This is a genomic window from Rheinheimera sp., assembly GCF_036568245.1.
In the GTDB taxonomy this organism is placed as follows: Bacteria; Pseudomonadota; Gammaproteobacteria; order Enterobacterales; family Alteromonadaceae; genus Alishewanella.
In genome coordinates this window covers 1-13845 of record NZ_DATCSY010000395.1, presented here as the reverse complement: position 1 = coordinate 13845, position 13845 = coordinate 1, and the positions used below count along the sequence as shown (strand labels likewise).

Sequence of the window (13845 nt, the reverse complement as noted above, 5' to 3'; positions counted from 1 at the left end):
TTTGGCTAACCAACTTAACAGCCTGCAGATCCAGGAAATTATGGCATTACTGCCGCATCGTTACCCGTTTTTGTTAATTGACCGTGTGCTGGATTACACGCCGGGTGAAAGCCTGACTGCAATTAAAAATGTGACGGTAAATGAACCTATTTTTACCGGACATTTTCCTGGTATGCCTATTTTTCCGGGTGTATTAATACTGGAAGCATTGGCACAGGCTACCGGTATTCTCGGTTTTAAGACGGTGACAGAACGCTCAGAGAATGAATTATATCTGTTTGCCGCCATTGACGAAGCTCGTTTTAAGAAGCCTGTGTTACCGGGCGATACCATGGTACTGGAAGTGAAGTTTCTGAAAGAGCGCCGCAACATGTGGAAGTTTTACGGCGAAGCAAAAGTTGAAGGCCAGATTGTCTGCTCGGCTGAGCTGATGTGTGCCAGAAGAGAGCTCTAACGTGATCCATCCAACAGCGGTAATTGATGCCAGTGCTAAGCTTGGCAAGAATGTAAAAGTTGGCCCGTTTTGTTACATCGGTCCTAACGTTGTGCTTGGCGATGATTGTATTCTGGAATCGCATGTAGCGATTAAAGGGCCAAGTACTATCGGTAAGGGCAACCATTTCTTTCAGTTTGCCAGTATTGGTGAGGACTGTCAGGACAAGAAGTACAAAGGTGAAGCAACAGAGCTGATCGTCGGTGATTACAACGTCTTCCGTGAAGGCTGTTCTGTGCATCGCGGTACTATCCAGGATCAGGGTAAAACCATTATTGGTAGCCATAATCTGTTTATGAACACCACCCATATCGCTCATGACTGCGTGATTGGTGATCACACCATATTTGCCAGCGGTGCTCAGGCGGCCGGACATGTTCATATAGGAGACTGGGCTATTCTCGGCGGTATGACAGGTGTGCATCAGTTTGTACATATCGGCGCCCACGCGTTTTGCGGTGGTGGCTCTATAGTATTAAAAGATGTACCGCCTTATCTTATGGTGCATGGTGCACCTTGTGTGCCGGCCGGTATCAATACCGAAGGGTTAAAACGTCGTGGTTACGGCAGTGAAGCCTTGCTGGAAATCCGCCGCGCGTACAAAGAAGTGTACCGTAAAGGTCAGACGGTAGCTGAAGCGCTGGCAGCGCTGGAAGAAAAAGCAGCACAGGTGCCAGAACTTAAGCTGTTTACCGATTTTATTGCGAACGCCAGCAGGGGCATAGTGCGCTGATGCCGGCGGATAAACCACTGAAAATAGCCATTATCGCCGGGGAACACTCCGGCGATATTTTAGGTGCCGATCTGATCACAGCGCTAAAAGCTGAGCACCCTGATGCCACATTTTACGGTATTGGCGGGCCCCGTATGCAGGCACTGGGTTTTAATGCGCTGTTTGATATGGAAGAGCTGGCGGTGATGGGCATTGTTGAAGTACTCGGCCGTTTGCCACGTTTACTGCAGGTAAAACGTGAGATCCTCGCGGCGTTACTGACAGACAAACCTGATGTATTCGTCGGTATCGATGCGCCTGATTTTAATCTGCCGGTAGAACTAAAGCTGAAGCAGGCCGGGATTAAAACGGTACATTATGTTAGCCCATCCGTCTGGGCCTGGCGGCACAAGCGTATTTTTAAAATAGCCGCCGCAACGGATATGGTGTTGTCGTTGTTGCCGTTCGAGAAAGCTTTTTACGACAAGTATCAGGTACCCTGTACCTTTGTTGGTCATACGATGGCGGACAATATGCCGTTGGATGTTGATAAAGCAAAGGCGAAAGTTGAGCTGGGGTTGGATCCTGCAAGGCCGGTGCTGGCTATTATGCCAGGTAGCCGTACTAATGAAATTAAATTGCTGGCACCGGATTTTCTCCGGGCTGCGCTGTTACTGCAGCAGCAGATCCCTGAACTGCAGTTTGTAACCAATATGGTTACCGAGAGCAAAGCCGGGCAATTCAATGCCATTAAGCAACAGCTGGCGCCAGAGCTGGCTCTAACAAGCTTTATCGGCCAGGCGCGTCAGGTGCTGCTGGCGTCTGATGCGACTTTCATTACCTCAGGTACCGCAACCCTGGAAGCTATGTTGGCAAAATGCCTGATGGTCGTGGCGTATCGTGCAAACTGGCTGACGTATCAGATCGGTAAGCGGTTGGTTAAGCTTTCGCACTTCAGCCTGCCTAATTTACTGGCCGGGCATGGTATGGTCACAGAGCTATTGCAACATCAGGTCACCCCTGAGGCGCTAAGTGCCGCTATGTTGCCGTTACTCTCTGCTGACCGACAATCGCTGCTGACGCAATACCGGGCTATCCATCAACAGATCAAATGCGACGCCAGCGTTAAAGCGGCGCAGGCCATTTTACAGGTTATAGGAAATGATGTTGTACCAGCGGCCTGATGTCAGGTTAATTTGTGGTGTTGACGAAGTGGGCCGCGGCCCGCTGATCGGCGCTGTGGTTACCGCCGCCGTTATTCTTGACCCGACAAAGCCCATCAGTGGTTTAACTGACTCAAAAAAGTTATCAGAAAAACGCCGTTCGGAGCTGGTTGAGCAAATTAAACAGCACGCTCTATGCTGGGCGCTGGGCCGGGCTGAACCCGCTGAGATAGATGAGCTGAATATACTGCATGCCACCATGCTGGCAATGCGCCGCGCGGTGGCCGCGTTGTCAGTGCAGCCGGAATGGGTGTTGGTTGACGGTAACCGCACTACTGATTTTGGTATCCCGGCTTCCGCCGTTGTGAAAGGCGATTTGCTGGTAGCTGAAATCAGTGCGGCTTCTATTTTAGCCAAAGTGGCACGTGATGACGAAATGCAGGCTTTGCACCTGCAACATCCACAATTCGGTTTTGCCGATCACAAAGGTTACCCGACAGCGGCTCATCTTGCTGCTATTGCCCGTTACGGTGTATTGCCGCAACACCGGCGCAGTTTTAAACCTGTCAGATTAGTGCTGGAGCAGCAAAGCAGATGAGTAGCCCGGCTTTTATTCATTTGCGCGTGCACAGTGATTTCTCGATGGTGGATGGGGTTGCCAAGGTCAAACCTATCGTTAAAGCCGCACAAAAACTGAATATGCCAGCACTGGCCCTGACGGACCAAATGAACTTTTGTGGTCTGGTGCGCTTTTACAGCACAGCACACGATGCCGGCATTAAGCCCATCGTTGGCGTTGACTGCTATGTGCAGCACCCACTGTTTGGCAGCGAAAGTAGCCGCATGTTACTGCTGGCCGCCGATAACACCGGTTACCAGAATTTAAGCCAACTGATTTCAAAAGCGTATCTGCGCGGGCATCTTGATGGTAAACCACAGATCGATCATCACTGGCTGGCCGATTATGCTGAAGGTGTGATTATTCTGTCTGCCGGTAAAGATGGCCTGCTGGGTAAGGCATTGCTGAAAGAAAATCAGCAATCGGTCAATGAGTTAACGGCTTTTTATCAGCAGCATTTTCCTGATCGGTTTTATCTGGAGCTTATCCGTACTGGTCGTGCGGATGAAGAGTTATACATTCAAAAAGCCGTCACGCTGGCAGAGCAGCATGACTTGCCGCTGGTCGCGACCAATGAAGTGGTATTTTTACAGCCGGAAGATTTCCCGGCGCACGAAATACGCGTCGCCATCCACGATGGTTTTACTCTGGATGATAAGCGTCGGCCGAAAAACTACACCGAGCAGCAATACCTTAAATCTGAGCAGGAAATGCAGCAGCTTTTTGCTGACCTGCCGGAAGCGCTGGAAAACTCAGTCGAAATAGCCAAACGCTGTAACGTTACGATCCGTCTTGGCGAGTATTTCCTGCCGGCGTTCCCGACCGGGGGCATGACTGACGCCGATTTTCTGGTGATGAAATCACGGGAAGGCCTGGAAGAGCGGTTGGTTCAGCTGTTCCCTGATGAGAATGTCAGGCTGGAAAAACGTGGCGAGTATGACGAGCGTTTACAGATAGAGTTGGACGTTATCAACCAGATGGGATTTCCTGGTTACTTCCTGGTGGTAATGGAGTTTATTCAGTGGAGTAAAGACAACGATATTCCTGTTGGCCCCGGCCGGGGCTCGGGTGCGGGTTCACTGGTCGCTTATGCGCTTAAAATTACCGATCTGGACCCACTGGAATTCGACTTACTGTTTGAGCGCTTTCTTAACCCGGAACGGGTATCGATGCCCGACTTTGACGTCGACTTCTGTATGGACCGGCGTGATGAGGTGATAGAACACGTAGCCGATATGTATGGCCGCGAGGCGGTATCACAGATCATTACTTTCGGTACCATGGCCGCTAAAGCCGTTATCCGCGATGTTGGCCGGGTATTGGGCCATCCGTATGGTTTTGTTGACCGCATCTCCAAATTGATACCGCCAACGCCTGGTATGACACTGGAGCAAGCGTTTAAAGAAGAGCCGCGCCTGCCAGAGCTGTACGAGCAGGATCAGGAAGTGAAAGACCTGATTGATATGGCGCGTCAGCTTGAAGGCGTAACCCGTAACGCGGGTAAACACGCCGGTGGTGTGGTTATTGCGCCCACCAAAATTACGGATTTCTCACCGCTGTACTGCGATGATGAAGGTAATAACCCGGTTACCCAGTTTGACAAAAACGATGTTGAATATGCCGGCCTGGTAAAATTCGACTTTTTGGGTTTACGGACACTGACTATCCTGCAGTGGGCGGTAAATATGGCGAACGCGCGCCTGACGCGCGAAGGCAAGCCGCTGGTTGATATTAACAGCATACCGCTGACAGACCGGAAAAGTTACGATGTGTTGATGAAGGCGGATACCACAGCGGTATTCCAGCTTGAATCACGTGGTATGAAAGATCTTATCCGCCGCCTGCAACCTGACTGCTTTGAAGATATGATTGCACTGGTAGCGCTGTTCCGGCCTGGTCCGCTGCAATCAGGCATGGTAGACAACTTTATCGACCGTAAGCGTGGCCGGGAGGAAATATCCTATCCGGACGCAACCTGGCAGCACGAATCGTTAAAGCCCATATTAGAACCCACTTACGGCATTATCCTGTATCAGGAGCAGGTAATGCAGATAGCTCAGGTACTCTCTGGCTATTCGCTGGGCGGTGCTGACTTGTTGCGCCGTGCTATGGGTAAGAAAAAGCCAGAGGAAATGGCCAAACAGCGCGATACCTTCCAGGAAGGTGCGGCGAAAAATGGTATCGATCCTGATCTGGCGATGAAAATTTTTGACCTGGTAGAAAAGTTCGCCGGCTACGGCTTTAACAAATCGCACTCTGCCGCTTATGCCCTGGTGTCGTATCAGACACTGTGGATGAAAGCGCATTACCCGGCCGAATTTATGGCGGCGGTAATGTCGGCCGACATGGACAACACCGATAAAATAGTCACCCTGGTTGATGAATGCGAGCGGATGAAACTCAAACTTATTCCGCCTGATGTTAATGCCGGTGTCTATAAGTTCACGGTGAATGAGCAGGGGCATATTGTTTATGGTATCGGCGCGATAAAAGGCGTTGGCGAAGGTCCGATAGATGCCATTTTAGAGGCGCGTAATAAACACGGCAGCTTTACCGACTTATTCGACTTTTGTGCCAAAGTGGATTTAAAGAAACTAAACCGCAGAGTCATTGAGAAACTGATTCTATCCGGTGCTATGGACAGGTTAGGACCGCACAGAGCTGCACTTTCAGCAACGCTGGAAGAGGCGATGAAAGCAGCTGAGCAACATGCCAAAGCTCAGGCGGTAGGGCAGGATGATTTATTTGGTTTATTAAGCCCGGAGCCAGAGCATGCCGCTGCTGCCTTTAAGCAGGTTGAGCCCTGGGCAGATGAGGTATGGCTGGAAGGTGAGCGCGAAACCTTAGGGCTGTATTTAACCGGGCATCCGATAAACCGCTACCTTGATGAGATCCCCCGTTACGTCAATTGCCGCCTGGTAGAGCTGCAACCGACCAAAAAAGATCAGAGTGTTACAGTCGCTGGCTTAGTAGTGTCAGTACGGATCATGATTAACAAAAAGGGCCGGCGCTGGGCTATTGTGACGTTGGATGATAAATCGGCCCGGCTGGATGTACGATTTTTCCCCGATTTGCTGGAATCCTTTGAGCAACAGCTGCAAAAAGACCGTATTCTGGTAATAACGGGACAGGTCAGCTTTGATGATTTTAACGGTGGCCTTACAATGACCGGCCGCGATGTCAGCGAGATTACTCAGGTTCGCGAAAAATCTCTGAGATCGTTGAATATCACTGTACAATCGCCGCAAATAGACCACAATTACCTGCAAAGATTGCAGCAGGTGCTGGGCGAGTTTAAAGCAGGTACTGTGCCGGTGAAACTGCGATATCAGCGCCAGGAAGGCGAAGTAATGTTGCAATTAGGAACGCAGTGGTGGGTAACGCCGGCCGACGCTTTGTTGCACCAGTTAAAGCAATTGGCAACAATAGAACTGGAATTTAATTAATTAGGTAGTGACAGTCGATGATGCTGAATTATTTAGAGTTTGAGCAACCTATTGCTGAACTTGAAGCAAAAATAGACGAATTACGTAACGTCAGCCGTAATGGCGATTACGATCTGGGCCTGGAAGAAGAAATAAACAAACTAAAAGAAAAAAGCCTTGGCCTGACCAAAAAAATCTTTGCTGAACTCGGAGCCTGGCAGGTAGCGCAATTGGCCCGTCATCCACTTCGGCCTTATACATTGGACTACATCCGGCATATGTTTACTGATTTCGACGATTTAGCCGGTGATCGCACTTTTGCCAATGATCAGGCGATTGTTGGTGGCACGGCACGACTGGGAGATATTCCGGTGATGGTCATTGGTCATCAGAAAGGCCGTGATACCCGTGAAAAGATAAAACGTAATTTTGGTATGCCACGCCCGGAAGGTTACCGTAAAGCGTTACGGTTAATGGAAATGGCCCAACGGTTTAAAATGCCGATTATTACTTTTATTGATACGCCGGGCGCTTACCCGGGTATCGGTGCGGAAGAGCGAGGTCAGTCGGAGGCGATTGCCCGTAACCTGAAAGTGATGGCCGGGCTGAAAGTACCCGTGATCTGTACCGTTATTGGTGAAGGTGGCTCCGGCGGTGCTTTAGCAATTGGTGTCGGCGACAAAGTTAATATGCTGCAGTACAGCACTTACTCGGTTATTTCACCGGAAGGCTGTGCATCTATTCTATGGAAGAGTGCAGAAAAAGCGCCTCTGGCCGCTGATGCTATGGGCATTACAGCTGACAGGATAAAAGAGCTGAAGCTGATTGATGAAGTTTTTCCTGAGCCATTAGGTGGTGCCCACCGGGCGCCGGAACAGATGGCGCAAACGATGAAGCAGGCATTGCTGCGTGATTTGCAGAAATTGCAGAAAATGAGTGAGAAAGAGTTGCTGGATGTGCGCTATAAGCGACTGATGTCTTACGGTTATTGCTAAGCTTTGTGATTGCATTCGAAGCCAGTGCCTCTGCACTGGCTTTTTGTTTTATGCTAGCCTGAGCTGAATTGATAACGTCTGGCCAATAGAATTAACGTCATTATGCCTGAACTGAATCCACGTTATATTGTTGATACCGTAGCGATGCGCGCAGATAACCATTTGGTGCTGGCGTTAAGTGGCGGGCTGGATTCTATGGTGCTACTACATCTGCTGGCGCAAGCCAGGCAACTGCAGCCATTTACGTTAAACGCTGTATATATTCATCACGGTATCAGCCGGCACGCAGACAGCTGGGCAGAATTTTGTGCCGCACAATGTGCCATGCTGCAGGTAGACTTTGCGACGCGTAAAGTGAATATTTCCGGACCGGATAACCTGGAGCATAAAGCACGCGAAGCCCGCTATCAGGCACTGGCAGAATGTATCAGTACAGATAAACACATGTTACTGACCGCGCATCATGGTGATGATCAACTGGAAAGTCTGTTGTTGGCATTAAAGCGCGGCGCCGGTCCGGCGGGCCTTAGTGGCATAGCCCGCCAGCGCAGTTTCGCAGCCGGCGTGATGTTAAGACCTTTGCTAGAGTTCAACCGGCAGGAGCTGGAGCACTATGCCCGGCAGCATCAGCTGCAATGGATTGAAGATGACAGCAATAGCAATATGCGGTTTGACCGCAACTTCATCCGCCACCAACTGACGCCGGTTTTACGTCAGCGTTGGCCGCATTTTGCCAGGACAGCCGCGCGCAGTATGCAGCACCTGGCACAGTTGCAGCAACTGGCTGACTATCATACCGATAATGCGCTGCAGCTTTGTCAGCGTGGCAACCGCATCTTATTACCTGAGCTTACTACGTTCGTGCCTTTGCAGCAGGATTTGGTGCTGCGCCGCTGGCTGCATGGCTATGGTCTGAATCCTGAGACACAATGGCTCGAGACGTTAAAGCAGGATGTGATCAATGCACGCGAAGATGCCAGCCCGGTTTTAGTGTTAGCACAATACCAGCTGCGCCGTTTCGCAAACACCCTGTACCTGCTGACCGAAGCTGATATGCAGCAACCTGCAGCGACACTGTACTGGCAAGCTGAAGCGAGCATTATGCTGCCTTCTGGCTGTGGCCGGCTTAATTTTAGTGCCCGCCAGAGTGATGGCGCTGTGGCGCTGGCAGTGTCTTCGGGGCAGTGGGACTTTGGTAAACTGAGCCTGCGCTTTAAACCAGCCGGTGCCAGTATGAGCAAGCCTTTAAAGCAGTGGTTTAAGCTATGGCAGGTACCGCCATGGGAGCGGCAACGCGTGCCGCTGTTGATTATTGATGGCCAGGTGGCTGCCGTCGCAGGCTATGCCAGCAATACCCCGCCTGAGCATGCCAGTTGGTGGTGCAGTTGGCAGCAAGAGCCCTAAGCTACCCGTACTGTGCTTTTACCTGCTTCTTTTGCTGCATACAGCGCACTGTCGGCCGCGGCAAACAGCTGTCTGTTGTCTTGCTCAGGCTTTAGCAGCGCTAAGCCTGCGCTGGCACTGACGTTGTGTTGCTGACAGCGATGATGCTGATTAATTGCCCTGACCAGTCGTCTGGCAACCAGCTCCGCACTGCTGGTGTCCTGCCCCGACAGCAGAACAGCGAATTCATCACCACCAAAACGAAATAAGCTGTCGGTACAGCGCAGCATATCCCGCAATGTATCGGCTACCGCAAGCAGGATTTCATCGCCGGTGCTGTGGCCGGCGTTATCATTTACTTGTTTAAAATTATCCAAATCAAGCAGGATCAGAGCACAGCTTTCATTATGGCGCTTTGCCAGTTGCACCGTCTTATCAAAGCTGTCGTCAAAAAAACGACGGTTGCCAAGGCCTGTTAACGTGTCTTTCAATGCCATTTGTTGCAGTCGGCTTACCACGAGTGCGTTGCGTAATGCAAACAGCCATTCGCTTTCAAGCAGCAACAACTCACGCTGGATCATCGGTGTAAAAGCATAGTCGCTGTGGTAAATAAGTTCAGCCAGGCATTGCTGGTTTAGCACCAACACACTTTTATACTCAAAATCTGCCGCACAGGAACCACTGGCAGTAAAGTTTCCAACAGCGGTTTTAACCGTCAGTGACGACAGAGGCAAAACTTTGCCGGCCGCCATAGACACAATATTCAACTGCTGCTGAATATCCAGAGTGGTTTGTAACTGGCTTACCAGGCTTTGCTCAGCACATTCCGGCAGCTGTGGCCAGCTCTGTAACTTGGTTACTGCGGCGTAGCTGGGAGCTGTACTTAAAGCAACATCTTGTACTAGCAGGTATTCCATAATCATGGCCCATTATTGCGTTGATTTTAGAAAGCAAATAACAGGCCAATATGTTAATTGTTATATTTTTCAGCTAGATGTGATTATTCCATACTGCGGCAGTCAAAGCTTTGACTGCCGTACTACTTGTCCGTATCTGATGTTGTAAGAAACTGTAGTATGTTGTCCATCTGCGCGATAGCGTCGTTGTAACCGAGTTCTATCAAGCGACGGGTATAGCGCTGCTCAAACAACAGATAACTGGCCAGGCTTGAGTCTGAATGCTGGCGGATACCTGTCATTCTGAGCAGGGTGCGTACCGCCAATGGCAGCGACAGAAAATGCTCACTGGCAATCTGGCCGAAGTTCTGGCTGGGATTTATCAGTAAGCTTTGTACCGGCTTCAAATCAGTTTTGACACCATGCTGGCGCATAGTGCTGATAGTGTTGTTGACGCGTTGCATACGCTCTAAATCTGAATTCAGACTGTCGGTAAACACGGTGTCAAGCAGGTGGCCGGCAATAGTCGCCAGGTCAGGGTGATGCAACATCCGCTGGTTTGGCTCATTTTTTCTAGGGTCAGCCACTCCAATAATCAGAATTTTGTCAGCGCCTAAATGTATAGGCGCACTTAGTGGCGCCAACTGGTTAACGGAGCCGTCGCCAAAGTATTGCTGGTGAATACGTACAGAAGGAAACACCAGTGGAATTGCAGCAGACGCCATCAGGTGATGTACGCCAAGCAGAGTGCGCTGACCACAGCGTTTAGCCCGGCGCCATTCCAGCGCACTGTCAGACTGGAAAAAAGTGATGGAATCGCCGTTGTTATAGCAAGAGGCGGTCACCGACACGCTGGAGAGGTAACCTCCCATGATATTTCGGTCAATACGCTTTAAATCCAGTACCTTACTCAGCAGTTGGCGTAGTGGTTTGTTGTCAAACAAACTGACGGGTTGTTTATTGGCATAATCGGCCTGAAAAGCGCTGAACATTCCGCGCAGTAACTGTCTGAATACCCTGGGGTAGTCTGAATAGTACACCTGACTGGTGTGAAAGTTGCGCCAGATCCATTCCAGTTTTTTAACACCAAGATGAAAGCAGGATGCATAGCATGCCATTGCTATACCATTCATGGCGCCGGCTGAGGTACCGCTGATAATTTGAAACGGCAATTTACTGCTACGGGGAAACTGCTGCGCGATCGCTTTTAGTACACCCACCTGATAAGCTGCTCGGGCGCCACCTCCAGTTAACAGCAAAGCCGTTTTGGGGGCGGTGTGATTATTATGTTCAGGCATAACGAAGTTGAACTTTTTCCAGACTACAGGCTCATTGCTAGTATATTGCTGGAATCGTTGCAGAATGCAATGCTTAATCGTATTACCCTACCAGTCCGTTATCGAGGTTGTCATGGCAGAACAGGAACCAAGCAAAAATCAGCAGTTGTACCTATTAGCTATAGCAGGCGTTGTCATTGTAATACTTATTGCACTTTGGTTGATGTTTACAAAGGAGAATACAGTGGAGCCGCCGGTGAACCTGATGCCACCAGTGGTTAATGAGCCTGTGCAGCAAGCGCCGGAACCTGAACCGGTAACCGAAGCGGTAGAAACGGCACCTGAAACCGATATCACTGAACCTGTTACAGCAGCAGAGCCGGAGGCAACGGTTGCACCTGAGCCTGCTATTCCGGCATTGGATGACTCAGACACTGAGGTTCGTCAGCGCTTACTGTCTCTGGACTGGCGCCCGGGGCTTGCCTCATTGTTTGTTACAGAAGACATGCTGCGAAGTTTTGCCGTGCAGGTAGATAATATTGCGCAGGGGCAGTTGGCTGCCGGAAGTGCTGTATTGCAACCGCTGGAGCAGAAATTTACCGTAGAGGACGGGGCACAGCCGCAACTGGATGAAGCAAGCTTCAAACGCTATCAGCCTTACGTTCAATTGTTAGAGAGCGTCAAACCGGCACAACTTGTTGCGCTGTTTAACCGTTATGAGCCGCTGCTGCAGCAGGCGTATGCGGAGCTGGGCTACCCGGATCAGCTATTTAAAAATAAACTGATAGAAGCGATTGATGAGCTGTTGGCCACACCAGACGTCAATTATCCGCTGGCACTTGAGCGTCCGGCAGTGGTGTACATTTTTGCCGATCCGGCAATAGAGCAGTTGCCTCCGGCGCAGAAGCAAATGCTCCGGCTGGGGCCTGATAACCAGAAAAAGATCAAAGCGTTGTTACAGCAATACCGCGCATTACTGACCCAAAACTAACGACTTAACACGCAGCGGCAGAATAACTGTCGCTGCGTGCCCACTTCTGCAGTACTTTTTACGCCAGCCACTAAAAAAGCGCCTATGCTGATAATTGTTATGTAATTATCTGGCAGAGCACTTTATGTTAAACAACTATTCAGTAAAAAGCCGTTTGGCTGTATTGGCAGCGGTGCCTCTGGTCGTTCTGGTGATGGTAACGCTGGTTGCTCTGCAGGAAATGCGGCAACTGAACCTTGGTATAAACAGCCTTTATCTGGACCGTGTACAACCGCTACAGCAAATTAAGCAGGTATCAGATGCTTATGCTGTAACCATAGTGGATACGTTGCACAAATACCGCGGGAACATTATCAGTGCGAATGCAGCTAATGACAGCCTTGCGCAGGCACTAAGCAGTGCAGAAAGAGCCTGGCTTGCGTACAAACAGACTGAGCTTACCAGCGAAGAGCAAAAGCTGATGCAAGACGCTGAGCAGCAGCTGGCGCCGTTTTTAACTGCGATAGGCCAATACCAGAGCAGGCTGAATGACAACAGTCTGATGCTGGATAGTCCGGATAAATTTAATAAAGAACTTTACCAAATGGCAGACCCTTTGAGCTCTGCTCTGGATAAACTCATCCTGTTGCAACTTGATGAAGCTAATAAGTTTCGCCAGCTGGCGCATACGCAATACGAAAATTTCCAATGGATTTTTATGCTGGTGCTGATGGTAGTGTTTGTCTGCTTGGCCTTGTTAGGGTGGCTGATTTACCACTCTATTCACCGGCCGCTGAATTTACTGCAACATTGTATCGTTAGCGTTGGTAATGATTTGGATTTACGCAACCGGGCTCAGGTACAGGGGAAAGACGAAATTGCCGCTACGTCAACAGCGCTGAATACTACACTGCAACGGTTGCAACAGTTCTTTAATGAGCTGGGCCAGGCCATCACACAGTTAGCTGCAGCATCAGAACAAATGAGCTCTATAAGTGAGCAGGTTAGCAGTACAGCGATGGAGCAGGAGCAAAAAGCGAATTTGATCGCAACCGCGGTCACTCAGATGTCGGCAGCGATCCAGGAAGTTGCTTCCAGTGCTCTGCGCACATCTGAAAAGGCAAATGAAGCAGATAGTTTTTCACAAAGCGGCTATGACAAAGTCATGCAGAACATGCGCTCTATTGAACAGCTGTCGCTGACATTGACTGATACCGGCTCTGTCGTCAGTAACCTGAATAATGAATCAGATAAAATTACACAGGTTCTGGCTGTTATCCGCACTATAGCTGAGCAGACTAATTTACTGGCACTGAATGCCGCTATTGAAGCCGCGCGTGCCGGTGATGCGGGCAGGGGGTTTGCGGTGGTTGCAGATGAAGTGCGCCAGCTGGCAACCAATACGCAAAGTGCCACTGAGTCAATAAAAGGGATGATAGATAATTTACAGACTTCTTCCCGCCGGGCTGTCAGTTCTATGGATGAATCACGGCGGTATGCAGATACCAGTGTTGATAATGCAAAAGGTGCTGCGACGGTAATTGAACAGATCAAAGACTCCGTGACCAGCATAGTGGATATGAATGTACAAATTTCTACCGCTACTGAGCAGCAAACCATAGTGGCTGAAGATATTAGTAAAAACATCAGCGAATTTACTATCAGTATTGCTGAAGTCACTAGCAGCTCAAGGCAAAGCGCACAAGCCAGTGATATGCTGGCGCAACTGGCTGCGAAGCTACAAACTCAGGCCTCTGCATTCAAGGTTTAGTGTGTCGCGCTCTTGCAACGTTGGCCGGTTTTAAGCATAATGCGCGCCTGCTGATGGTTCAGCAGCGCAATGGTAGCCCCATTGGTCCTCTCGCAATACTAGTAGGCGAACCTGGTCAGGTCCGGAAGGAAGCAGCCACAG

11 protein-coding genes and 1 other RNA gene are annotated in these 13845 nt (G+C 50.0%); 10 read left to right on the top strand and 2 right to left on the bottom strand.

What is annotated here, in order from left to right; genetic code table 11:
* Position 1: 1 nt before the first annotated feature.
* The 7 genes from fabZ (at position 2) to tilS (ending at position 8811) form a co-directional block, all read left to right on the top strand.
* Positions 2-454: a 3-hydroxyacyl-ACP dehydratase FabZ gene (gene fabZ / locus VIN66_RS17735; protein WP_134057111.1), complete on the top strand. Its 453-nt coding sequence runs from the start codon at positions 2-4 to the stop codon at positions 452-454.
* Entirely contained in the window at positions 435-1226 is a 792-nt protein-coding gene (lpxA, locus tag VIN66_RS17730) for an acyl-ACP--UDP-N-acetylglucosamine O-acyltransferase (protein WP_331925221.1), read from the top strand. Before fabZ ends, lpxA begins: the two co-directional genes overlap by 20 nt.
* Entirely contained in the window at positions 1226-2389 is a 1164-nt protein-coding gene (lpxB, locus tag VIN66_RS17725) for a lipid-A-disaccharide synthase (RefSeq protein ID WP_331925220.1), read from the top strand. The genes lpxA and lpxB overlap by 1 nt, the downstream gene beginning before the upstream one ends.
* Positions 2367-2966 (top strand): ribonuclease HII, encoded by a 600-nt coding sequence (gene rnhB / locus VIN66_RS17720; protein WP_331925219.1) that lies wholly within the window; start codon positions 2367-2369, stop codon positions 2964-2966. The genes lpxB and rnhB overlap by 23 nt, the downstream gene beginning before the upstream one ends.
* Complete coding sequence (gene dnaE, locus VIN66_RS17715; RefSeq protein WP_331925218.1) at positions 2963-6433, top strand: DNA polymerase III subunit alpha; 3471 nt, start codon at positions 2963-2965, stop codon at positions 6431-6433. The genes rnhB and dnaE overlap by 4 nt, the downstream gene beginning before the upstream one ends.
* Positions 6434-6450: 17 nt before the next feature.
* A complete protein-coding gene (gene accA / locus VIN66_RS17710) occupies positions 6451-7407 on the top strand; it encodes an acetyl-CoA carboxylase carboxyl transferase subunit alpha (protein ID WP_331925217.1) in 957 nt (318 codons plus the stop codon).
* 102 nt (positions 7408-7509) lie between these two features.
* Positions 7510-8811, top strand: a complete 1302-nt coding sequence (gene tilS / locus VIN66_RS17705) for a tRNA lysidine(34) synthetase TilS (protein WP_331925216.1) — start codon at positions 7510-7512, stop codon at positions 8809-8811.
* On the opposite strand, the gene VIN66_RS17700 is transcribed toward tilS, so the two are convergent.
* On the bottom strand, positions 8808-9707 hold the full coding sequence (locus VIN66_RS17700; protein ID WP_331925215.1) for a GGDEF domain-containing protein: 900 nt from the start codon (positions 9705-9707) through the stop codon (positions 8808-8810). The genes tilS and VIN66_RS17700 overlap by 4 nt on opposite strands.
* A gap of 122 nt (positions 9708-9829) precedes the next feature.
* Entirely contained in the window at positions 9830-10984 is a 1155-nt protein-coding gene (locus tag VIN66_RS17695; RefSeq protein WP_331925214.1) for a patatin-like phospholipase family protein, read from the bottom strand.
* A gap of 223 nt (positions 10985-11207) precedes the next feature.
* Here VIN66_RS17695 and VIN66_RS17690 point away from each other — a divergent pair, with 223 nt between their 5' ends.
* The 3 genes from VIN66_RS17690 to ffs form a co-directional block, all read left to right on the top strand.
* On the top strand, positions 11208-11954 hold the full coding sequence (locus VIN66_RS17690; protein ID WP_331925213.1) for a DUF3014 domain-containing protein: 747 nt from the start codon (positions 11208-11210) through the stop codon (positions 11952-11954).
* A 124-nt stretch (positions 11955-12078) separates the two neighbouring features.
* Positions 12079-13704, top strand: coding sequence for a methyl-accepting chemotaxis protein (locus tag VIN66_RS17685; protein WP_331925212.1), 1626 nt, complete (start codon positions 12079-12081; stop codon positions 13702-13704).
* A 79-nt stretch (positions 13705-13783) separates the two neighbouring features.
* Positions 13784-13845, top strand: an RNA gene (gene ffs, locus VIN66_RS17680) — signal recognition particle sRNA small type; the annotation flags it as partial.